General features: G+C 66.8%; 22 protein-coding genes and 4 pseudogenes. 13 read left to right on the plus strand and 13 right to left on the minus strand.

Going from position 1 to position 22111, the window contains the following annotated elements; translation table 11 throughout:
* A pseudogene (locus tag GJ632_RS23115) lies at positions 1–440 on the minus strand (hypothetical protein); the annotation flags it as partial.
* Between the two features lie 25 nt (positions 441–465).
* Here GJ632_RS23115 and GJ632_RS05415 point away from each other — a divergent pair.
* On the plus strand, positions 466–2211 hold the full coding sequence (locus GJ632_RS05415) for a 2-oxoacid:acceptor oxidoreductase subunit alpha (RefSeq protein WP_089805415.1): 1746 nt from the start codon (positions 466–468) through the stop codon (positions 2209–2211).
* A gap of 3 nt (positions 2212–2214) precedes the next feature.
* Positions 2215–3078: a 2-oxoacid:ferredoxin oxidoreductase subunit beta gene (locus tag GJ632_RS05420; protein WP_089805413.1), complete on the plus strand. Its 864-nt coding sequence runs from the start codon at positions 2215–2217 to the stop codon at positions 3076–3078.
* 81 nt (positions 3079–3159) lie between these two features.
* On the opposite strand, the gene GJ632_RS05425 is transcribed toward GJ632_RS05420, so the two are convergent.
* The 4 genes from GJ632_RS05425 to GJ632_RS05440 form a co-directional block, all read right to left on the minus strand.
* Positions 3160–3456: a hypothetical protein gene (locus tag GJ632_RS05425; protein ID WP_191452335.1), complete on the minus strand. Its 297-nt coding sequence runs from the start codon at positions 3454–3456 to the stop codon at positions 3160–3162.
* A 494-nt stretch (positions 3457–3950) separates the two neighbouring features.
* A complete protein-coding gene (locus tag GJ632_RS05430; protein WP_191452336.1) occupies positions 3951–4391 on the minus strand; it encodes a DUF6517 family protein in 441 nt (146 codons plus the stop codon).
* Positions 4388–4588, minus strand: a complete 201-nt coding sequence (locus GJ632_RS25780; protein WP_191452337.1) for a hypothetical protein — start codon at positions 4586–4588, stop codon at positions 4388–4390. The genes GJ632_RS05430 and GJ632_RS25780 overlap by 4 nt, the downstream gene beginning before the upstream one ends.
* Positions 4589–4723: 135 nt before the next feature.
* Positions 4724–4912: a hypothetical protein gene (locus GJ632_RS05440; RefSeq protein ID WP_089805405.1), complete on the minus strand. Its 189-nt coding sequence runs from the start codon at positions 4910–4912 to the stop codon at positions 4724–4726.
* Between the two features lie 142 nt (positions 4913–5054).
* Between GJ632_RS05440 and GJ632_RS05445 the strand changes: the two are divergent.
* From GJ632_RS05445 to GJ632_RS05455, 3 genes and pseudogenes are all read left to right on the plus strand, one after another.
* A pseudogene (locus GJ632_RS05445) lies at positions 5055–6421 on the plus strand (geranylgeranyl reductase family protein).
* A gap of 194 nt (positions 6422–6615) precedes the next feature.
* Positions 6616–7449, plus strand: a complete 834-nt coding sequence (locus GJ632_RS05450) for an aldo/keto reductase (RefSeq protein ID WP_191452338.1) — start codon at positions 6616–6618, stop codon at positions 7447–7449.
* Positions 7450–7563: 114 nt separating this feature from the next.
* Positions 7564–7761 carry a hypothetical protein gene (locus tag GJ632_RS05455; protein WP_089805399.1) on the plus strand — a complete coding sequence of 66 codons (198 nt, stop codon included), beginning with the start codon at positions 7564–7566 and terminating at the stop codon, positions 7759–7761.
* 24 nt (positions 7762–7785) lie between these two features.
* Here GJ632_RS05455 and GJ632_RS05460 read toward each other — a convergent pair whose 3' ends face one another.
* The 4 genes and pseudogenes from GJ632_RS05460 to GJ632_RS05475 all read right to left on the minus strand — a co-directional run bounded on the left by GJ632_RS05460 (position 7786) and on the right by GJ632_RS05475 (position 12210).
* A complete protein-coding gene (locus GJ632_RS05460) occupies positions 7786–8904 on the minus strand; it encodes a DUF373 family protein (RefSeq protein ID WP_343161041.1) in 1119 nt (372 codons plus the stop codon).
* Positions 8905–9007: 103 nt separating this feature from the next.
* Positions 9008–9997 carry a hypothetical protein gene (locus GJ632_RS05465; RefSeq protein ID WP_191452339.1) on the minus strand — a complete coding sequence of 330 codons (990 nt, stop codon included), beginning with the start codon at positions 9995–9997 and terminating at the stop codon, positions 9008–9010.
* Between the two features lie 156 nt (positions 9998–10153).
* A pseudogene (gene sppA, locus GJ632_RS05470) lies at positions 10154–11157 on the minus strand (signal peptide peptidase SppA).
* Positions 11158–11286: 129 nt separating this feature from the next.
* On the minus strand, positions 11287–12210 hold the full coding sequence (locus GJ632_RS05475; protein WP_089805391.1) for a coiled-coil protein: 924 nt from the start codon (positions 12208–12210) through the stop codon (positions 11287–11289).
* A 392-nt stretch (positions 12211–12602) separates the two neighbouring features.
* Between GJ632_RS05475 and GJ632_RS05480 the strand changes: the two genes are divergently transcribed.
* The 4 genes and pseudogenes from GJ632_RS05480 (at position 12603) to GJ632_RS05495 (ending at position 15332) form a co-directional block, all read left to right on the plus strand.
* On the plus strand, positions 12603–13034 hold the full coding sequence (locus tag GJ632_RS05480) for a DUF371 domain-containing protein (protein WP_191452340.1): 432 nt from the start codon (positions 12603–12605) through the stop codon (positions 13032–13034).
* A gap of 53 nt (positions 13035–13087) precedes the next feature.
* Positions 13088–13890, plus strand: a pseudogene (nth, locus tag GJ632_RS05485) (endonuclease III domain-containing protein).
* 219 nt (positions 13891–14109) lie between these two features.
* Complete coding sequence (locus GJ632_RS05490) at positions 14110–14658, plus strand: MFS transporter (RefSeq protein ID WP_343161042.1); 549 nt, start codon at positions 14110–14112, stop codon at positions 14656–14658.
* The gene (locus tag GJ632_RS05495) at positions 14646–15332 is read left to right on the plus strand and encodes an MFS transporter (protein WP_191452342.1); all 687 of its coding nucleotides are present in this window, start codon (positions 14646–14648) and stop codon (positions 15330–15332) included. The genes GJ632_RS05490 and GJ632_RS05495 overlap by 13 nt, the downstream gene beginning before the upstream one ends.
* Positions 15333–15410: 78 nt before the next feature.
* On the opposite strand, the gene GJ632_RS05500 is transcribed toward GJ632_RS05495, so the two are convergent.
* The 3 genes from GJ632_RS05500 to GJ632_RS05510 form a co-directional block, all read right to left on the minus strand.
* A complete protein-coding gene (locus GJ632_RS05500; RefSeq protein ID WP_191452343.1) occupies positions 15411–15863 on the minus strand; it encodes a hypothetical protein in 453 nt (150 codons plus the stop codon).
* A gap of 73 nt (positions 15864–15936) precedes the next feature.
* On the minus strand, positions 15937–16332 hold the full coding sequence (locus tag GJ632_RS05505) for a methylglyoxal synthase (RefSeq protein ID WP_191452344.1): 396 nt from the start codon (positions 16330–16332) through the stop codon (positions 15937–15939).
* 70 nt (positions 16333–16402) lie between these two features.
* Complete coding sequence (locus GJ632_RS05510) at positions 16403–18325, minus strand: beta-CASP ribonuclease aCPSF1 (protein WP_089805380.1); 1923 nt, start codon at positions 18323–18325, stop codon at positions 16403–16405.
* A gap of 272 nt (positions 18326–18597) precedes the next feature.
* On the opposite strand from GJ632_RS05510, the gene GJ632_RS05515 reads away from it, so the two are divergent.
* Positions 18598–19080: a hypothetical protein gene (locus tag GJ632_RS05515; protein ID WP_089805378.1), complete on the plus strand. Its 483-nt coding sequence runs from the start codon at positions 18598–18600 to the stop codon at positions 19078–19080.
* Here the strand turns inward: GJ632_RS05515 and GJ632_RS05520 are convergent.
* Positions 19077–19637: an HTH domain-containing protein gene (locus GJ632_RS05520; RefSeq protein ID WP_191452345.1), complete on the minus strand. Its 561-nt coding sequence runs from the start codon at positions 19635–19637 to the stop codon at positions 19077–19079. The genes GJ632_RS05515 and GJ632_RS05520 overlap by 4 nt on opposite strands.
* 181 nt (positions 19638–19818) lie before the next feature.
* Here GJ632_RS05520 and proS point away from each other — a divergent pair, with 181 nt between their 5' ends.
* The 3 genes from proS to GJ632_RS05535 all read left to right on the plus strand — a co-directional run bounded on the left by proS (position 19819) and on the right by GJ632_RS05535 (position 21991).
* Complete coding sequence (gene proS, locus GJ632_RS05525) at positions 19819–21285, plus strand: proline--tRNA ligase (protein ID WP_191452346.1); 1467 nt, start codon at positions 19819–19821, stop codon at positions 21283–21285.
* Between the two features lie 96 nt (positions 21286–21381).
* Positions 21382–21636 (plus strand): hypothetical protein, encoded by a 255-nt coding sequence (locus tag GJ632_RS05530; RefSeq protein ID WP_191452347.1) that lies wholly within the window; start codon positions 21382–21384, stop codon positions 21634–21636.
* A 106-nt stretch (positions 21637–21742) separates the two neighbouring features.
* Complete coding sequence (locus GJ632_RS05535) at positions 21743–21991, plus strand: hypothetical protein (protein ID WP_191452348.1); 249 nt, start codon at positions 21743–21745, stop codon at positions 21989–21991.
* Positions 21992–22111: the final 120 nt, after the last annotated feature.

A 22111-nucleotide genomic window follows, 5' to 3' on the forward strand; every position in this document is an offset into this window, starting at 1 on the left:
GCCTCCTCGGGGTCGACGCCGACGGTGACCTCGAACGTCTCCTCGACTCCCGGCGAGGAGAGCGTGTAGAACCGGCTGTACTCCTCGCCGCCGACGGTCCCGGAGAGCTTCACGAACTGGCCGGGTTCCGCCTCGAAGCCGTCGGGCGTCTCGAACTCGATGGCGACCGTTCCCGGCCCGACCTCTCGGACCGCGGCGACCGCGACTGTCGCATCCATGGACGCCGGTTCGGGAGGGCCGCCGAAGGGTCTTGTCATCGCGGCGACGCGGGGGGTGTCATCACCCACGCTGGTTCGATTGACGAACCCGACATTATTTGCGACTGACGTACCGAGACGCGGCGTTGCCGAGTCGAGAAATGCCCGGACGACGGGTGAACGGCGGCATTTTCTCGGATAGAGTCGTTCATCGTTTTCAATGCCTTTCAGAAGGCTTTTCATCGGGCCACGGGTACCCCCCAACCACATGCCTGCGGACTTCAACTGGGCCATCGGCGGGGAAGCCGGCGATGGCATCGATTCGACGGGGAAGATCTTCGCCCAGGCACTCTCTCGGGCTGGACGACACGTCTTCACCTCGAAGGACTTCGCGTCGCGTATCCGCGGTGGGTACACGGCGTACAAGGTCCGGACAGCGGTGGACCCGGTGCAGAGCGTCGTGGACCGACTCGACGTGCTCATCGCACTGACTCCCCGAACTATCGAGGAGAACCTCGACGAACTCCACGAGGGTTCCGTCATCATCTACGACGGTGAGCGGACCACGATGGAGAACGTCGAGATACCCGAGGGGATGATCGGGCTGGACGTTCCCCTCAAGCGACTCGCCGAGGAAGCCGGTGGGGCAATCATGCGCAACGTCGTCGCACTCGGTGCGGCGTGCGAAGTCGCCGACTTCCCCATCGAGAACCTCGACAGCGCACTGGAGAAGCGCTTCGGGTCGAAAGGTCAGCAACTCGTCGACAACAACAAGGAGGCCGCCCGGAAGGGCCAGAACTACGTCGACGACGAGTACGACCACGACTTCGACTACGACCTCGAGACGACCGACGAGGACTACGTCCTCCTGAACGGCGACGAGGCCATCGGGATGGGCGCCATCGCCGCCGGCTGTAAGTTCTACGCCGGCTACCCCATCACGCCCGCGACGGACGTGATGGAGTACCTGACGGGCCGCATCGAGAACTTCGGCGGCCACGTCGTCCAGGCGGAAGACGAACTGTCGGCCATCAACATGGCGCTGGGCGCCGCCCGCGCCGGCGCTCGGTCGATGACCGCCACCTCCGGCCCCGGTATCGACCTGATGACCGAGACGTTCGGGCTGGTCGCCACGAGCGAGACGCCCCTCGTCATCTGCGACGTGATGCGTTCGGGTCCCTCGACGGGGATGCCGACGAAACAGGAGCAGGGCGACCTGAACATGCTCCTCTACGGCGGCCACGGCGAGGTGCCGCGCTTCGTCCTCGCGCCGACGACCATCTCGGAGTGCTTCTGGAAGACCGTCGAGGCGTTCAACCTCGCCGAGAAGTACCAGACGCCGGTCTATCTGACGGCGGACCTCTCGCTGGCGGTCACGGAGCAGACGTTCTCGCCGGAGACGTTCGACATGGACGAGGTCGAAATCGACCGCGGCAAGGTCGTCGACGACGACACCATCTCCGAGTGGCAGAACGAGAAGGGGCAGTTCCAGCCCCACGCCGTCACCGACGACGGCGTCTCCCCCCGCGCGTTCCCCGGCACGGCCGAGGGCGCACACATGTCCACCGGTCTCGAACACGACGAACTCGGCCGCCGGACCGAGGACACGGACATGCGCATCGAACAGGTGGACAAACGCAACCGAAAGGTCGAGACGGCGAAGGCCGAAGAGGACTGGAGTCCCCGCGAGTTCGGGAACCCCGACTCCGACAACCTCGTCGTCTCGTGGGGGTCGAACGAGGGCGCGATGGTCGAGGCCATCGACATGCTCGAAGACGAGGGCGTCGACGTGCGCTTCCTCTCGATTCCCTACATGTTCCCGCGCTACGACCTGACCGACGAGTTCGAGGACGCCGAGGACGTCGTCGTCGTCGAGTGTAACGCCACGGGGCAGTTCGCCGACGTCATCGAGCACGACACACTTACACGCGTCAAGCGGGTGAACAAGTACAACGGTGTCCGGTTCAAAGCGGACGAACTCGCGGCGGACATCAAAGAGACGCTGGAGGCCTAAGCAATGAGCTCCGAAATCCGATTCACGGACTTCAAGTCCGACAAGCAACCGACGTGGTGCCCCGGCTGTGGGGACTTCGGCACGATGAACGGGATGATGAAAGCCCTCGCGAACACGGGGAACGACCCCGACAACACGTTCGTCGTCGCCGGTATCGGCTGTTCCGGTAAAATCGGGACGTACATGCACTCGTACGCCCTGCACGGCGTCCACGGGCGAGCGCTCCCCGTCGGCGCCGGCGTGAAACTCGCCAACCCCGACCTCGAAGTGATGGTCGCGGGCGGCGACGGCGACGGCTACTCCATCGGGTCCGGCCACTTCATCCACGCCGTCCGACGGAACGTCGACATGACGTACGTCGTGATGGACAACCGCATCTACGGCCTGACGAAGGGACAGGCGTCGCCCACCTCGCGCGAGGACTTCGAGACGTCCACGACGCCCGAGGGCCCGCAGCAACCCCCCGTCAACCCGATGGCGCTGGCGCTCGCTTCGGGCGCGACGTTCATCGCTCAGTCGTTCTCGACGGACGCGCAGCGACACGCCGAAATCGTCGAGAAGGCCATCGAACACGACGGCTTCGGCTTCGTCAACGTGTTCAGCCCGTGCGTCACGTTCAACGACGTGGACACGTACGACTACTTCCGCGACTCGCTCGTCGACCTCGCCGAGGAGGGCCACGACCCGACCGACTACGACGCCGCCAAGGACGCCATCCTCGACGCCGACAAGGAGTTCCAGGGCGTCGTCTGGCAGGACGAGTCTTCGGTCTCCTACGGCGAGAAACACGGCGTGACCGAGAACATGTCCGAGGTAGACGAGGGCGCGCCCGAGGGCGCGATGGACCTCGTCCGCGAGTTCTACTGAGGCGGGACCGGGGGCGCGGTACCGTCCCGACCCGATTCTTCTTTCGTCTCCGCGCCGACCGACGGCGGCGTCGAACGCCGGTCACTCGGCCAGGAGCGTGTCGCCGCGACTGCCGGTGAGCGCGTCGGACGCGGTGGCCAGTTGCGAGAGCGCGTCGTCGTCCAGTTCGGCGAGCACGTTGTCGTCTGTCCGGTAGGTGAGGACGCCCGCGGCGTCCAGTTTCGGGAGGTGCCGGTGGTGGAGTTGCAGTTCGAGCCTGCTCGTCACCATCGCCGTCTCGGCGGTGGTCGTCTCGGACTGCGCGAAGAGCGATGCCGCCACCGCGTCTGCGACCCGTGGCAACGGAACGGGCGCGTCGAGCGTCCGGCCGGCGTCCACGACTGCGCGTCGAACGCGGTTACCCAGGAGGGACAGAACAGCGTCTCGTTCCAGAGGAGGGGATGTCACGGTTAGTCGCACGCGCTGCCGATACAAATACCACCTGTGAGGAGGGCGACGACAACACCTCGCCGGTCAGCGAGGTGGCCGGACGGGACGCGATGGCCGAACTCGGCGACGGCGTGGCCGTCCTGACGCCGCAGCGGTCGGTTCGGCCGTTGCGACCGGACGGCGACGGCGGTGACCGCGAGTACGTCGCCCGCGCCCTCCGTCTCGACGACGAGGTGGCGATGGTCGTCTCCGCCCGGGAGAACGGCGGCGTTGGGACGGTCGGGAGTCCGCCGTCTGGTGTCGCGACGCCGGACCCGGCGTCGGGTTCGTCCGCCTCGTCTCCGGCGTCCTCGCCGACGCGACCGGCTAGCCGCGAGGGGTCCCCCGACCACGGTCCGCCACAGAGCCTCCCTCGTCCCCGTCCGCGTCCGGCCGTCACTCGGTCACACCGTGCGGTACTCCGCGGCGGCGAGCATCCGACTCACGGCGTCGCGTTCGTCCATCGTGGCCGGATGGACCGAGACGGCGACGACCACGTCGCCCTCGTGTTCGACCGAGGCGACGTGTACCCGAACGTCCGCGCGCCCCGCGTCCGTCTCGACGACGCCGGCGTACGTCGTCAGCGGCGCCGTCGTCCCGAGGAACGTCACGTTCCGGACGGACTGTTCGCGGAGGTCGGTCACGTTCTCGACGCCGCCCAGCGTGCGGGCCCGACCCGCGAGTGCGAGTCCCGCCCGGACGGCGTTCGGGTCCGTCGCGCCGCGAAGCGGGTTGACCGACGCGCCGGCGACGCGGACGTCCGGCGTCGTGACGAGGAGGAGCGCGGCCGTCCGGTCGGCCGCGACGGTGCGAGAGTGGCCCGCGAGGTGCCCCGTGACGGTCACCTCCCCGCCGACGCCGCCGACGCGACGGGAATCCGGAACGGGACTCTCGTCTCGTTGCCCGCGACGTAGCCCTCGCGTTCGGACGCCGCCGTCGGAATCGTCGTCGCGCCGGCGTCCGCGTCGACTAGCGTTCCGAGACACCCCGAGAGCGCGACGAGGACGACGACACAGCACAGCGGTACCGACCGGCGGAACATGACTCCGATACGACTGTCGAGAGCATGACCGTTGCTGTCACCCGGTCTGCCGGGAGGGCGGACGCGAGGCGTCGAGAGCGCGGCGAGACGGGAGAACGTCGGGGGGAGGGGGTCGGCTGAAGCGGGTCCGACGAGTCAGTCCTCGACGCGTTCGGCGTACAGACGGTACCGAGCGTCACAGTCGAGACAGCGCGCGTCCTCGGACTCGATGAGTTCCGTGACCAACACCTCGCCGAACTCGCACTCCGGGCAGTCGTAGACGAGCGAATCGCCCGCGATTCGGTGCGCGAACGCGTTGGTGTTCTCCGTAGTGAGTTGCGACATTATTTGCCACCTCATGAATACGTCAACACGTGACGTAGTAAAGCTAAGGGACCGTTTCTCGTCCCTTCGAGAGAGGCAGAATATGCGGTTCAGCGGGGTGATACGGTTTATTTTTATGACGGCACGGACAACGTGAGGTAACATGCCAGCGGAAGCCTACGACATGGTCGTCGTCGGCGGGGGCACGGCGGGAGCCTTCGCCGCGGCCACCGCGGCGTCCGAGGGTCTCGACGTCGTCCTCCTCGAACGGAAGTCCGAGGAGGAAGCAGGCCACATCGCCTGCGGCGACGCCATCAAGGGCACGAGCACCTTCCCCGACGTCATCGACCTCGACTATCTAAAAGACGAGTCGTTCACCAACCAGAACATCACGCGCGCGGTGTTCGAGAACCCCCGCGGCGAGGACCTGGACGTCCCGTTTCGCGGCGCCGGTGCGGTCGTCGACCGGAAGCGCTACGGCGAGATAATCCTCGAAGAGGCCGAGCGCCTGGGCACGGAGATGCACTTCGAGACCGTCGTGCAGGACGTGACGCAGGACGACGACGGCCGCGTCACCGGCGCCGCGCCAAGCGGAACGGCAGCGTCGTCGAGTACGAGGCCGAGGTGACCATCGACGGCGCCGGCGCGCTCTCTATTCTGCAGGACAAGACGGACTTCTCGGGGACGACGTTCGACACGAACGTCTCCTACAGCCAGTTCTGCTCGGCGTACCGCGAGGTCATCGACGTGCCCGAACCGGTCGAGTACGAGGACGCCATCGTGTTCAAACCGGCCGCGGAACTGGGCTATCTCTGGTACTTCCCGCGCACCGCCACGGAGATAAACGTCGGTCTCGGCTTCCAGATGACCGAGGACCCGATGAAACTCGTCGACGAACTCAAGCGCGACCTCCGCAACCGACCCGAGTTCCAGGGCGGGACGGTGAAGAACAAACTCGGCGCGGCCCTGCCGACGCGCCGCCCCTACGACTCCGCCGTCGCCCCGGGGTTCATCGCCGCGGGCGACTCCGCTGGCCACGTCAACCCCACCACCGGCGGCGGTATCCCCGGTGCCGCCCAGTCCGCTCACTGGGCGGCTAAGCACGCCGTGAACGCCATCTCCGACGGCGACGTGAGCGAGGCGAACCTCTGGGAGTACAACCGCGACGTGATGACGGACTTCGGGAAGCGATTCGCCGCCGTGGACCTCTACAACATCTGGGGGATGGCTCACGAGATGGACGAACTCGTCGAAATCGTCTCCTCGCTCCCGGGACAGCAACTCCTCGACTCGCTCAGTAAGGGCTCCTCGAAGATGAGCTTCGGGCTCCAACTGCAGACGCTGGTGAAGACGTTCGGTCACTGGGACGCCCTGTACGAACTGTACCGCGTCCGAAAGCGGGCGCAGGAGATAACGCGGCTCTACAACGCCTACCCCTCCTCGCCGCGCGGGTTCGAGGGCTGGCAGCGCTCCCGCGACGCCGTGATGGACGACCTGTACGAACTCGTCGGCACCGACCCCAAGTACTGACGTCACCCCCTTCCGTCGTCCCGGCGACGACCCCGTTCCGCCTCCTCCGTCTCCCCCGTCCCGTCCGGTTCGCGGACCTCGTTCGCGGCGGTGTCCGAACCGCTCCGCGGACGCGACACGTTCGCACGCTTTCCGGCATACGAACCACCCTGCCGCAACGTCTTTTGGCGCGACGACCCTTTTCTCGTCTGACTATGTCTGAACAGCAGTCTCTCGCCCCCGAAGACGTGCCGCGAGCGAACGGTATGCCGATGCTCGGTCTCGGCACGTGGCAGAACGACGACCCGACGGACTGCGCGCGGTCCGTCGAGACGGCGCTGAACATGGGCTACCGGCACATCGACACCGCCCAGATATACGGTAACGAGGAGGCGGTCGGCGAGGGCATCGCGAACGCCGACGTCGACCGCGAGGACGTCTTCCTCGCGACGAAAGTGTGGACGGACAACCTCGCGTACGACGACGTCATCGAATCGACCGAGGAGAGTCTGGAGAAACTCGGCGTCGAGTCCGTGGACCTGCTGTACGTCCACTGGCCGTCCGGCGAGTACAGCCCCGAGGAGACGCTCCGCGCGTTCGACGAACTGTACGACGAGGGCCGCATCGACCGCATCGGCGTCAGCAACTTCCAGCCCGAACACGTCGAGACGGCCGTCGAGTACACCGAGGCGCCCGTCTTCGCCAATCAGGTCGAACTGCACCCCCTGCTCCCGCAGGAGGAACTTCGCGAGGCGTGCGCGGAACACGACGTCGAAGTCGTCGCCTACTCGCCGCTGGCGCGCGGCGAGGTGTTCGACGTGCCCGAACTCGAGGAGATAGCCGACGAACACGGCGTGAGCGCCGCGCAGGTGTCGCTGGCGTGGCTCCGCGAGAAGGGCGTCACGGCCATCCCGAAGGCGACGAGCGAGGACCACATCGACGACAACTGGGACTCGCTCCGCCTCGAACTCGAACCGGAGGACGTCGAGCGCATCGACGCCATCGACCGCACCGACCGGCAGGTCGACCCCGACTTCGCTCCCTGGTAACCGGCACCGCGACCGCACCCGTTTCGGGCATCGAACCACTCTCGGCTCCCGTCACGCCCTCTTTCGGCGTCCGATTGAGAAACCGATTAGGCGACGGCGTCCTAACGACGGCGTATGGAGTTCGACCTGACGGTGACGGTGGGAGCGCTCGTAGGACTCGTCGTCCTCGGAACCGTTGCGCTCGTCGGTATGGGATTCATGGCGACGAGCACGGTGCTGATGATGGTGACGCCGGCGATGCTCGTCTTCGGCGCTATCTGCCTCGCACTGGGAGTCAAACACGGCGAGTACCGCGCTCGCGGCGCGCGGTAACTGCCCTTCTGTCGACGGTTCGTTCTACTGTTCGACGGCGTCCTCGAGCGTCTCGTTCTCGCTCATCGTGGCCGCGACGCGGACGCCGATGGCGCTGACGAAGATACCGCCGACGATGAACAGCGCGAGTCGCTGCTGGGCCGAGACGGTCCAGCCGAACAGGACGGCGTCCGCGAGAATCCCCTCTCGCTGGAGGAACCAGCCGGCGAAGCCGCGGACGACGAGTCCGAGGGCGACGACGCCGAACGGGAGATTCATGTACTGCCGACTCACGCCGTCGGCGCCGATGAGTTCGTCGAGGAGGCGTCCGGCGCTGGCCGTCAACGCGGCCAGCGCCAGCCACGGGACGGCGTGGTAGACGAACTGCATCGTCGAGATGAGCGTCGCGCCCGTGCCGGCGTTCGCCTGCGGGGTCACCGAGAGGGCGCCGAGGAACGCGCCGACGAGCGTGAGGCCCGCGGCGACGACGTAGGTGACGATGGATACCTGCCCGGAGTAGAGCGCGTCCCGGACTCTGTCGGGCGACTCGGCCAGCAGTTGGTCGATGGCCAACCCCTTGTAGAGCAACACCGCTCCGAGGACGGAGCCGAGTCCGGCCAGCGCGATCTCCGGCGAGAAGCGCGTCAACAGCAGCGGCATCAGGAGCAGCGTCGCGCCGAGGGGGACGAGCACCGTCGAGCGGAGTTCCTCGTCGGCGAGGAACTGCTTGAGCAGGTAGTACGTCGATTCGATGTCGTGCGCCTGCCGGACGACCACCCGGTCGACGGAGTCGACGCGGAGCCGACTCTCGATGACGGGGACGACGCGTTCGTCGCCCGCGCTGTCCACGACGACGATGGCCGAGTCGGGCTCGTACTCGGCGACGAGTTCGTCCACCTGTGCGGCCAGCGAGCGGTCCGCGCCGACGAGCGTCTCCGACGCCCCGGAGACGACGGCGACGACGGAGTCTTCGTGTTCGTCGCGCAAGTCGCGAGCGACGCGGAGCGCTTCGAGCAGGCAGTTCACGTTGGAGTCCTCCGGGTCGGCCAGTCCCACGTCGGTGACGAGCGACCGGACCGCCTCCCACCCGACGACGGGCGTCGGGACACCCGCCTTCCGTCCGATGTCGTTCGAACGGTCCACACAGAGGACGAGCGTGGTCACACCCGTGCGAACGTCTCTCCGGGTTAAAGTATTCTCGGTAGCGGGGTGGAACGTCGGCGTTTCGGTTCCGGTCGGCCGAACCGTCGGCGGGACCCGACGGCCGTCACAGGTGGAGTTCGTCCTCCTGTTCGGGCGTCGTGAACGGCGTGATGGCGATGGTTCGCTGCGTGACGACGGCCAGTCGGAGCGCGTACGAGAACAGCACGGCGAGCGGAAGCAGTCCGACGGCCGCTATCGCCGGGACGCTGGCGGACGGGAGCGCTCTGACGGCGGCCGTCTCGCCGGCCGAACTCAGCACCAGGAGCGACGAGATGAGCACCACCTCGGCGATGACGCCGGCGTACAGGAGGACGCGGGAGATGTAGGCGAGTTCCGTCTGGATGTACAGCGTCTTGAAGTACTGCCGCGCGACGTCTATCTCCTGCAGTTTCGAGACGATGTCGTCGGTGAGGTCCGTGGCCGACTCCGAGAGCGCCTCCCGGTGTCTGGACCGGAGCCGGCGTATCTGGTAGATTCGGTCCGCGTAGTTCGTCGTCAACAGCGCCGAGAGGGTGTCGAACGTCCCCGCCCCGTTCCCCTCGATGAGGCGGTCCACCCGGTCGACGTGTTCGGTGAGGTTGGTGACGATGTCGTCGGTGTCGGCCCGCAGTTGCTCGTCGCCCGCCGACGCGGTCAGCCCGCCGAGTCGCTGCAGGTCGCGTCGGATGCTCTCGAGGAGGAGTTTCAGGAAGTCCGACGGCGTGACCGGGACCACCTCCGTTCGGTCGGGATCGATGGCCTGCCGGCGGTACTCGTTGACCTTCTCGATGTCCTCGCGGAGTTCGCCGGGGGAACCCAACTGCCGGGAGATGATGACCTGATTGATGGAGATGACGAGGGTGACGAGCGTGAGGTTGCCGCCGACGAGACTGCTCAGGATGTAGAGGATGGCCGTCTGGTTGGTGAACCGGACCAGTCCGGCCGCCCAGAGCCCGTAGAAGACGAACAGGAAGCCGACGAACAGGCAGATACCGAGGATGGGGCGACTGCCGACGAGGAACACCCATCGGGTCGGACTGTCTCGGAGGTCGTTCAACTCATCGACGATGACCATCGGAACGAGTGACGTGACGGAGTTTATGGCGACAGACGAAGGGAACGGGCGCGGGGACGCGCGCCGCCGTACGCCGCTGAGGGACGCCCGAGGTAAACGCGTGGTGGCCCGTCGCCCCCCGAGCACCCCGGAGCGGACCGCCCCGGTCGCCGGCGCTCAGAGGCGGAACCGGAACTCCGACGCCTCGTCGTCGAACGCCGAGGCGACGCCCGCACCGAGGGCGAAGGCGACCCGTTCGGTGCCGCCGCGGAGGCGCGAGACGAGGCTCTCGCCCGACGAGAACTCCCGGACGGACACCGCCTCCGTGCCGAGCAGTTCCGCGAGTCGGTCCTCGACGTCCTCGCGGGTGCCGAGTTCGTCCACGAGACCGAGTTCGTGCGCGTCGGACCCGAGGTAGACGCGGGCTTCGGTGTCGCGAACCGTCTCGGGGTCCATATCGCGCCCCTCGGCCACCCGTTCGACGAAGTCGTCGTAGTAGTCGTCGACGATGCCCTGCAGGTAGGCGCGTTCCTCCTCCGAGGGTTCCTTCAGCGCGGTGCCCGCGTCCTTGTACTTCCCGGCGGCGAACCGCTCGTACGAGACGCCGAGTCGCTCGGCGAGTTCGTGGACGTTCACCGACGACCCGATGACGCCGATGCTCCCGACGATGCTCACGTCGTGCGCCCATATCTCGTCGCACCCGCTGGCGATCCAGTAGCCGCCGCTGGCGCAGGTATCGGTCGCGTAGGCGACGGTCGGCCCGTCGAACGCCGCCGCCGCCCGGCGGATATCGTCGCTCGGGAGGACCGCGCCGCCCGGCGTGTTCAGACGGACGAGCAGCGCCGACACGGCGTCGTCGTCGTCGGCCGCGCGTATCTGTTCGACCACGTCGTCGCTCGACGCGCCGCCCGGTCGACTCGGGAAGCCGGTCGGCCCGCCGTCGCGGGTGATGGGACCCTCGACGCCGACTTCGGCCACGTCGTAGTCGGGGAATCGGGCGGACGCGATGCGACTCCCGAGTCGGACGCGAGGAACACCGTCGCGACGACCAGAAGGACGCCGAGCAGACTCGCCAGGTCGTACGGGACGACGTAGAACAGGAGCCACCCCGCCAGTCCGGCGACGGCGGCGACGGCGACCACGAGGACGCCGCGTTCGAGGCTCCGCTCTCGGTCGGTCACGCCGTCTCACCAACGACTGTCATGCCTGTCGGTGGGACTCCGTAGTGATAAAAGATAGTCGCGTCGCGCCCGCCGGCGTGGCGGCCGCTCGGGGTCGTGAGAAAACGTAGAAGATACGCGCTCCGGCGCTTAGAGAAGCCCCGTCTTCTGGAGCTTCATCAGGTCCTCGGTGTCGAGGGTCTCGCCTTCCTTGAACTTCTGGTAGATCTCTTCGGCCTCTTCCTTGGCGGCCTCGCGCTTCTCGGCGCGTTCGGCGTCGCGCTCCTCTTCCTCCTGCTTGTCGAGTTCGCGGAGCCGCTTCTGGACGCGGACGAAGTCCTCGTGGTGGCGGTCGGCAGCCTCCTGCGCTTCCACGAACAGTTCGTGCATCGCGTCGGCCTTGTCGCGGATGTCGTCGGCCTCACGGTAGGCCTCGATCATCTGGTTGTGGTGTTCCTGCGCCTTGTCGGCGAGTTCCGTCACCTTCTGGTGGTGCTGGGACGCCTCCGAGCGGACCTCCTCGGCCTCCTCGATGAGTTCCTCGAGCTCGCCGCTGTCTTCGACTTTGTCCTTCTTCTGACGGAGCTCCTCGCGCTTGTTCTCGATCTTCTCGATGAGTTCGCGCTCGTCCTCCGTCGAGAGGACTTCGGTCTGCTGGCGGAATTCGAGCTGCTCGATCTCCTCTTTGAGCTCCTCGATGTCCTTGCCGTCGTCGAGCTCGAGGTCCTCCTTCATCTGTTCGACCTTGTCGAACAGCTCGTTGGCCTCGGCGTTCAGCTCGTTTCGCTTGTTCTTGTGCTCTTGGACCTGCTCGTTCAGCTCGTCGCGCTTCTCGCGGTGCTCCTGGGCCTCGTCGACCTTCTCGCGAGTCTTCGCGTTCAGGTCGTCGCGCTTGGAAGCGCGCTCGGAGGCCATCTGGTTCAGGTCGTTTCGTCGGTCGCGGAGCTGTCCCGCGAGTTTGATGAGCTGACCTTTGGAGCCGCTGTCGAGTTGGTCGTCCGTGAGCTCAACGTTGTCCGAATCGCTGAGCTCCTGTACGTCGTATTCCGTGAGAACGTCTTGCTGTGTCACCATGCGTGATCAAACCTCGATACCATTACCACTCCGTGCGTGGCGGCTGCTCGTGGTGGTGCTGCCGACCGTGGATAAGAATTCCCGATCATTCTGCGTGCTGTGCCGCCGGAACGCCGGAGGCGTTCTGGTACCTACACATTGTACGTAGCAGTATATAAGTCCTCCGGTGGTTCCGACCCCTGAAAACCGCTACCACGGGGCGTGAAACGGCACGATACCCCGGTTTCGGGTGTGAGACAGGGTATATAAAGTCCCGTGGTAACAACACGCATGGTTAGCGTTCGTCGGGGTGGGCGCGGCTTCGAGCAGGCGTTCGGGGGCCGGCGGCCGCGCCGATGGCCGGACGCTCTCGAATCGAGTGCGATTTACCGCCGCGACGGCCACCTCGGAGTATGCACGAAGAAGTCGTCCGCGCGCGCGGGCACGAGAACGTCTCCGCCGAACACGAGAGCACGTTCGAGGTCACGTCCGACGACTGGCTCACCCCCGCAGGAGACTGCATCCTCGCCGTCGAGGCGGACCGGACCCCCGCCGACTTCGACGAGGCGTTCGTGGACGCCTGCCGGGACGCCGACGCGACCCTCACGGCCACCGTCGAAGTCGAGGGCCCCGACGGCGAGACGTACCGACAGACCGTCGAAGGGCGCGGCCACCCCGACCTGAGCTTCGAGGGGGACCGCAGTCACGTCGGGCGCACCAGCGACTACGTGGACGACCGCACGATACTGGTCGGCGCAGACGCCGCGGCGGCCGACTTCGACCGTGACCTCGTGTCGGCACTGGCCGACGGCGGCGACGTGACGTTCACGCTCCGGGTGGAGTGAGGACGACGGCCGCATCCCGACCGCTTTTCGAGACGGCGTTCTATCCTCCGAGCATGCCCGAGGAACCTGCGGAGAACATCAGCGGCGGCGACGACGGCGGCGGCGCGCCCGCGGCGTTCGCGCCCGGCGAGGCCGACTCCCGCGCGGAGGCCATCGTCGACGAGTTGGGGCGGATGTACTGGCAGAAGGCCTACGGCGGACAGGACGCCTTCGAGTGCCTCGTCCGGACCATCCTCAGCCAGAACACCAGCGACGTGGCGAGCCAACCCGCCCACGACGCGTTGATGGAGCGGTATGCCGACCGAGCGGACCTCGCAGAAGCACTCGCCGACGCCGAACGGGCCGAACTCGCCGAGACCATCTCCTCGGCGGGGCTCTACAACCAGAAGTCCGAGATGATACTCGGCGCGGCCGAGCGAATCTGCGACGAGTTCGGCGGGGCCGACGGCTTCGACGACTTCGTGAAGGACGAGGACCCCGGCGCGGTCAGAGACCGACTCCTCGACATCCACGGCGTCGGGCCCAAGACGGCAGACTGCGTCCTCCTGTTCGCGGGCGGCCGCGGCGGCGTCTTCCCGGTCGACACCCACGTCCACCGCATCGCGCGGCGCATGGGCCTCGCTCCCGCCGACGCGACCACGAGGGAGTGCGCGAGGCCCTCGAACGCGACGTGCCCGCCGAGAAGTGCGGCTTCGGTCACACCGCGATGATTCAGTTCGGCCGCGAGTACTGCTCCGCGCGGAAGCCGGCGTGTCTCGACGGGCCGGAGGCGTGTCCGCTGTACGACCTGTGCGACCGCGTGGGCGTGGACGAGGTGGACGAGACGGTGGTCGACCCCTCGACTGCGGAGGAGTGACCCGTCGGCGAGCCGTCGCGTTCGCGTTCCCCCGAGTTTAACACGCCCGCGAGCGACCACCGGCAGCATGGACGGTCAGGGGCAGCGAATCGGTGACGTTGTCGATACCATCCCGGTCGGGCGCTTTCACTGGCTGGTGATGGCGACCGTGGGCGGCGTCTGGGCCGCCATGGCGATGTCGATACTCGCCGTCTCCTTCGCGCTCCCGACGTCATCGAGATCTGGAACCTGTCGGGGTTCACCGCGGGCGTCCTCGGAAGCGCGAGTCTGCTCGGGATGCTCGTGGGCAACACCGTCGGCGGGTGGTACGCCGACCGCGCGGGGCGCAAGCGCACGCTCGTCGCGTCCGTCGTCACGTTCTCGGTCTTCACCGCGCTGACCGCGCTCGCGGTCGGCCTGTACTCGGCCATCGGTCTCCGGTTCGTGACGGGCATCGGCCTCGGCGGGGGACTCGTCGCGGGCGCGTCGTACCTCGCCGAGCAACTCCCCTCGCAGGTCCGCGGTCGGTTCGTCACGTACCTCGAAGCGTGCTTCTCGGTCGGCAGCATCGCGGTGGTGGCGCTCGCGTGGGGCGTCTTCTCGGTTCTCACCGGTCCGGACGGGACGGTCGGCGGCGTGGCGGCGTGGCGCGTGTTCTTCGCCGCCGGTATCCTGCCGCTCGGTCTCGCGGTCGTCGCGGCCCGTTCGCTCCCGCGGTCGCCGTACTTCCTCGCCCGACAGGCCGGACGGACGCCGCGACCGAGGCGCTCGAAACGATGGCCGTCCTGAACCGGGTCGAACCGCCGTCGACGTCCGGTCCGTGGCGCGCCGCCGACCCGGACGACACGGGGTATCGGCGGCTGTTCGAGCCCGAGTTGGTCGGGACGACGGTCCTGCTCGCGAGCCTCTGGGTCGTCGTCAACCTCGCGTTCTACGGCATCTTCACCTGGCTCCCCGACACCGTCGCGAACGCGGGGTACGCCGACGACCTCTACCGCTTCCTGTTCGTCGTCACCGTCTTCCAGTTGACCGGACAGCTCAGCGCGGCGTACCTCATCGAGGTTCTCGGCCGCAAGTGGACGCTCGGCGGGTTCACCATCCTCGGCGGCGCCGGGACGTTGCTGTTCGCGGCGGCGATTCCCGGCGCCGGTATCGACCTCGGCGCGGCCCGAACGGAGGCGTTCCTGTTCGGCCTGTTCGTGATGGGGTTCGCGGTGCTCGGGGCGTGGGCGGTGCTGTACGCGTACACCTCGGAGGTGTTCCCCACGGAGGTCCGCTCGACGGGTCTGGGGGTCACCGGCTCCATCGGGAAGGTCGCCGCGGCCGCCGGCCCGGTGTTCTTCGGGACGCTCGCACAGTTCGGCTATCTCGTCGCGCTCGCTCCCGTCGCGGTGTCGCTCTTCGTCGCCGGGGTCGCGCTGTTGGTCTGGGGAGTCGAGACGAAGGGCCGGACGCTACTGTGAGCCTCGTCGACCCGCGCATCGAGCCGGTCGTCCGCGGAAGAGGTCGGTGAGTAGGTGGGTCGAACAGGTTCCCTCCCCTCAACAGCCCCGCGAGTCCACGCCACTCACCGGCGACTCGTCCGTCTCGTAACTCGAGTCGTCCACCAACCCCGCGAACATCGGCAACTCGAACGAGTAGTCGAACAGGATGGCGAACCGCGAGAACGGGTTCGCGAGGAACTCCTCGGCCGGGCCGACGCCGTCGAAGACGACGCCCGTGCGGAGTTCGATTATCGTCGCGTTCAGCGCCGTCCCGCGCGCCTCCATACCGAGTGCGCCGGCGTCGGTGAGGTTCGTGAACAGCGAGGTGTGGACGGTCACGGCGATGCCCGGCCCCTCGGTGCCGATGTCCAACTCGTGGCCGCCACCGGGGAAGCACACCGGTTCGGACCCGTCGTCACCGCCCGCCTGCGCGGCGACGGGTGCCGCGACGGCCGTGGTGAGGACGGCGACGGCGAGAGCCGCCGCGAGCGCGCGCGTGAGAGGTCGCATAGGGAGACTGTCTCCCGAATCGGACTTGAACGTTCGGACCGACTATCAGTCGGGAGAATCTGAGGGGCGCGCCTCACTCGGTGGGGTCGAACTCCACGTCGAGTTGGTACAGCAGTTCGTCGAGGACGGCGTCCGCGCTGGCGAGGTTGGTGGCGAGTGGCACGTTGTGCACGTCGCAGATGCGGAGCAACGCGGTGATGTCGGGTTCGTGCGGTTGCGCGGTGAGTGGGTCGCGGAGGAAGACGACGCCGTGGCATTCCTCGCTGGCGATCTCCGCACCGATCTGCATGTCGCCGCCGAGGGGGCCCGACTGCTTGCGTTCGATGTCGAGGTCCGTCGCGTCGGCGAGGCGCTTTCCCGTCGTCCCCGTCGCCGTCAGGTCGAAGTGTGCCAGGTCGTCCTCCCGGTTCTGTGCGAACTCGATGAGGTCCGGTTTCTTCTCGTCGTGTGCGATGAGCGCGAGACGCATACCACACCGTGCGGGTGGCAGCGGTAAGAAGGTGCGCGGTGCCGTCGGCCGAGGCGTCGAACGGTGCGCGTTACTTGAAGCGGAACGTCTCGAGGTTCTTCGGCGCGAACGTGCGCATGTTGTAGTTGTGGTACAGCGCCGAGGAGAGGTCCTGCACGGAGCGTTCGTCGCCGTGGACGCACAGCACTTTCTCCGGACGCGGGTTCATCGTCTTCACGAAGTTCTCCAGACCGGCCCGGTCGGCGTGCCCGGAGAAGCCGTCGACCGTCTCCACGTCCATCTTCAGTGTGAGCGTGTTCGAGCGACCCATGTTGTCGCGGTCGTTCATGGGAATCTCGTCCCACCCGTTCTGGATGCGACGGCCGAGCGTTCCCTGCGCCTGGTAGCCGACGAAGACGAGGCGCGATTTCGGGTCGGGGCCGACGTGGCGGAGCCACGACATGATGGGGCCGCCCGTCACCATCCCGGAGGTGGAGAGGACGATGGCCGGGCCGCCGTCGGCGACCTCCTGCCGTTCGTCCTCGCCGGCGTCGATGTGGTTGAACTCGTCGGCGAGGAACGGGTTCTCGTCCTCGTGGAAGATGCGGTCGCGCAGGTCGTCGCGGAGGTACTCGGGGTACGTCGTGTGGATGGCCGTCGCCTCCCATATCATCCCGTCGAGGTGGACGGGCATCTCCGGAATCTTGCCCGAGCGCATCGCCTCTTCGAGGACGAGCATGATCTCCTGAGAGCGACCGACCGCGAACGCCGGGATGAGGACCTTCCCGCCGCGGTCGTGCGTCTCGTTGATGACGTCGATGAGCTTCTGTTCGGAGTCCTCTTGGTCGGTCTGGTAGTCGTTGCGCCCGCCGTACGTCGATTCGAGGACGAGCGTCTCCACGCGCGGGAAGTCGTTGACCGCGCCGTTGAACAGGCGCGTGTCCTCGTAGTGGATGTCGCCCGAGAACGCCACGTTGTAGAGGCCGTCGCCGATGTGGAAGTGCGACACCGCCGAGCCGAGGATGTGGCCCGCGTTGTGGAACGTGAGCTTCACGTCGGGCGCGATGTCGGTCACGTCGCCGTATTCCAGCGGGATGCAGTGCTTGATGGCCTCGCGGACCATCTCGGACTCGTAGGGCGGCGTCCGCCCCTCCTTGGCCGCCACGTCGAGGTAGTCGAGCGTGAGCAGGCCCATCAGGTCCCGCGTCGGTTCGGTCGTGTAGATGGGGCCGTCGTAGCCGTACTTGAACAGGAGCGGGATGAGCGCCGAGTGGTCGAGGTGGGCGTGGGTGAGGACGACGGCGTCCAGCGAGTTCGCCCCGGACCCGAGCGCTTCGGGCACCTGCAGGTACGGCACGTCGTCGGACCCCGGCTTGTCACCGCAGTCGACGAGGATTCGCGTCTCCGGCGTCGAGAGGATGAACGAGGCGCGACCGACTTCGCGGCAACATCCGAGCGTGGAGATGCGGACCCACTCGTCGTCGGAGAGTTGTTCGCGGTGTATCTGCCGGCCGACCCGTTCGAGAATCTGCCGTCGCTCGTCGCGTTCCTGCTTCAGGAAGTTCCGCACGTTCGAGACCGTCGAGGACTCGATGGGCGGCGTCCGGACGACTTCGGGCGTCCAGCCGACCTCCTGCGTTATCTTCCGGAGCGTCGAGCCGTGTCGGCCGATGACCATCCCGGGTTTGGCCGCCTCGATGACGACTTCGCCGGTGTCCTCGTGGAAGTCGAGGTCCGTGACGCCGGCCTCGTCGGGGATGACGCCGAGTACCTGCTCCTCCGCCTCTCGCGGCGGCGAGAGGACGTCCGGGTCGGGTCGGACCGTGATTCGCTTTCGAAGTTTGCTGGCGAGCTTTCGGATGAGGTCGCCGTTCTGTGCGAACTTCTTCGGGTCGCGCGTGTACACGACCAGTTCCGGGCCCTCGTACTTGACGTCGGAGACCGAGATGTCCGAAGGGAGTTCGTTCGTTATCTCTGCTTTCAGTTCCTCGAGCTGCTTGTCTACTGAACTCATAAGTGAGTACCACTCGTCCGTGTCGTGACGGACGGTAGCGGGGTCGGGCTCTCGCTGCCTCGCAGGAAGTCGACCGACGAGACGGTCACTACGGCCGCACGGTCGGACTGGATGTAATCGTGAGAGAGCATAGGGTAGTCTGCGGTCGTATCGCTATCTCCGGCTATCCTGACTGCGGGAAGAGGCAGGGAAAACCCGCTTACTCGGACGTATTCTTGCCTCGGTATAAAAGCCTTCGCAAAGTCGAAGCAGTTCGAGCCCCTCGGGAGGGTATGGAACTGACACCCGACGCCGTCGCCGAGGAGGCGCGGTGGGTGAGCGACCGGTCTACCGTCGTGGTCCCCCTGTTGAACGAGACGCGGACGCGGTTGGGCGACCTGTTCGACACCGACGTGGGGACGGTGACGGAGGCGGAGTACCGCGAGGAAGTCGCGACGGTGTTCGCCGACGGCGACGTGGCCGTCAACGTCGCGGGCTACGTCGGCATCCTGCGCGAGTTGGACGTCCAGGACGACTATCCGGGGTTCGTCGTCGACGAGATTCTCGGCCGCGAACTCGCGGCGACCATCGCGGGCGGGCAACCGCTCTCGTTGCTCGCACAGGCGACGTTCCACTTCGCGGACACGGCGACGCACACCGACGGCGTCGCCGGTGCGGACGACTTAGACGCCGCCCTCGCGGCCGGCTTCCAGACCCGACTCCCCGGCTGGGAGTGGCGCGAACGGGAGAGCCCGTTCGCGGTGACGCCGGATTAGGAGAGGACCCGTTCGAGGGGTTCGCCGTCGTCGCGCTCCTCGGTCGCCGGACGTTCGCGTTCGGCGATAGTTCGCAGTCGCTCGGTGAGACACCCGGCGTACTCGTCGCAGAGGGTGACGTTCGTCACGACGCCGTTCTCGAACTCGACGAGTGCCGCGCGCGGGACGCGCCGCATCTGCGTGGGGGGCCCCATCCGTCCGCGACCCACCGTCCGCGACTCCGTCGAGATGGAGGCGTCGCTCCCGTGTCGCCACGCCCAGCGCTTCAGTTTGCCGAGGCGGTCCAGCGTCCTCCGCGGCACCTCGTCGTCGGGGTACCCGCCGGCGACGTCCACGTACCGGTCCCACGTCTCGACGGCGGCGGCGTCCACGTCGCCGCGTTCCTCGAGGTGACGGAGGCGCTCGGCCACCCGGTCGAACTCGTTTCGGCCGCCCGTCTCCGTCGCCTCGCGCCACAGTTCGACCCGCGTCTCGTTCCGGTCGGACCCGCCGGTACGTTCCGACCGTTCGGTCGTCCGTTCTCGGTTCTCCGGGCGCTTGGTGACCTGTGTTAACATTGGTCCCACCTATCGTATCGTACATCGTGGGAGCACATCTAGCTGACGCCTCCTCACCGCTGAGCGAACTATCCGTGCGTCCGGAAACACTCCGCCGACGGGGAGTCTACCGGGGAGACAGGTTCGGTGAGCCTCCGACGCTTCAGGAGATTTAAGGCCGCAGTCGGGAGAAATACCGCTAATGAGCGACGAACAGGAACTCGGCATCACCGAGTCCAAGCAGTACAACACGGGCGAGTGGTACGCCGAAGTCGTCCAGAAGGCAGGTCTCGCCAACTACGGTCCCGAAGGCATGAGCGGGTTCATCGTCACGCGTCCGCGGGCGTACGCGCTCTGGGAGCGAGTGCAGGGGTTCCTCGACGCGAAGTTCAAGAGCACGGGGGTCCAGAACGCCTACTTCCCGCTCTTCATCCCCGAGAGCTACCTCGAACGCGAGAAGGACGTGGTGGAGGGGTTCGACCCCGAAGTCGCGTGGGTCACGCACGCCGGCCACCAGGAACTGGAGGAACGACTCGCCGTCCGACCCACCTCCGAGTCGATAATCGCGCCGTACATGGCGCAGTGGGTCCGTAGTCACCGCGACCTCCCCCTGCGCGTGAACCAGTGGGCCTCGGTCGTTCGGTGGGAGGCGACCGAGACGAAGCCGTTCTTCCGCACGAAGGAGTTCCTCTGGCAGGAGGGACACACCGCGCACGCGACGCACGACGACGCGTGGGAGGAGACGATGACGCGTCTCGAACAGTACGAGTCGGTGTACGAGGACCTGCTGGCGATTCCGGTCCTCCGCGGCGCGAAACCCGAGCACGACAAGTTCCCCGGCGCACACACGACGACGACGGTGGAGGCACTCATGCCCGACGGCAAGTCCGTGCAGGGAGCCACCTCCCACCACCTCGGTACCTCCTTCGCGGAGGCGTTCGACATCACCTACACCGACGTGGACGAGGAGAGTCAGGCGACGCACACCACGTCGTGGGGCCTCTCGTGGCGCGCACTCGGCGCGCTCATCATGACGCACTCCGACGACCAGGGACTCGTCCTGCCGCACACCGTCGCGCCCGAACAGGTGGTCGTCGTCCCCATCTGGCAGGCCGACACGCAGGAGAAGGTGCTCGAGTACGCCGAGTCCATCACCGAGGAACTGGAGGCCGACGGCATCCGCGTCGAACTCGACGACCGAGACGAGCGGAATCCCGGCTTCAAGTTCAACGAGTGGGAACTGAAGGGCGTCCCCGTCCGCTTCGAAATCGGCCCGAACGAGGTGGACGACGACGTAGTGACGGTTGTCCACCGCCCCGACGGCGAGTCGAAGGAGGTCCCCCGCGAGGACATCGCCGAGACGGTGCGCGCGGAGTTCGACGAGGTGTATGCGAAACTGTACGCCACCGCCGAGGAGAACCTCGCGGAGAACGTCCGCGAGGCGGACTCCCGTGCCGACATCCTCGGAACCATCGGTCAGCACGGCGGGTACGTGAAGGCGCCGTGGTGCGGCGACGAGGACTGCGAGGCGGAGATAAAGGACCAGATAGCCGCGGAGATAGTGATGGTCCCCCTCAACGACGAGGAGGCCGAGATTCACGGCGGCGAGGAGTGCGCCGTCTGCGGCGACGACGCCGAGGAGACGGCGTACTTCGCGAAGTCGTACTGAGCGGACGCCGGGAGAAACGCGTCCCGGCGGGCGGGCACCGACGCCGCCGGGACGGCCACCAGTCCCTTACTCGTACCGACCGAACGTGGCGACGCGATGGTACGCCCCTTCACGCAGGAGGACGTGGACAAACGCATCGTGACCGCCGCCGGCGACACCGTCGGGACGGTTCGCGGCGTCGAGGACGGCCGCGCGACGGTCGAACGAACCGACGACGACGAGAGCCTCACCGACGAGATAAAGGAGATGCTCGGCTGGAGCGACGACGACGACACCTACGAACTGACCGGCGACGACGTCGAAGAGTACGAGGACGGCAACCGCATCCGACTGCCCGGATACACCGGATAGTCGCCGTCGACGCCGTTCTCACCGCGTGCTGAATTACTCGGACCGGTGACGTAGCAGGTTCGCGGCCAACACCTCCTTACGAGTGCCGTGTTAATTTTCTATCGCGATGGCACGAAAATTCAGAGACGACGACCGTGACAAGGAAGTAGTGACCGCCGAGGGCGACCGTATCGGCACCATCCACGACGTGAACGACGGGCGCGCAACGGTCGAACGCGACGAGGACAGCGACGGCCTGACGGGCAAGATAAAGGACATGCTCGGGTGGGGCGACGACGACGACGACAACGAACTCCGCGACGAACACGTCGACTCCTACGACGACGACCGAGTTCGACTCCGACGACACTCCTGAGCGACGGGCGTCTCCGAGACACCTTTTATTTCGGTCGCGTCTGTCGATTTCTTCGCCTCCGAGTACCATCTGTCTGCAGAATACCGATTCATTATATCTCCTAGTATGTGATAAACATGC

Source organism: Halogeometricum sp. CBA1124 (assembly GCF_009741955.1).
Classification (GTDB): domain Archaea; phylum Halobacteriota; class Halobacteria; order Halobacteriales; family Haloferacaceae; genus Halogeometricum; species Halogeometricum rufum.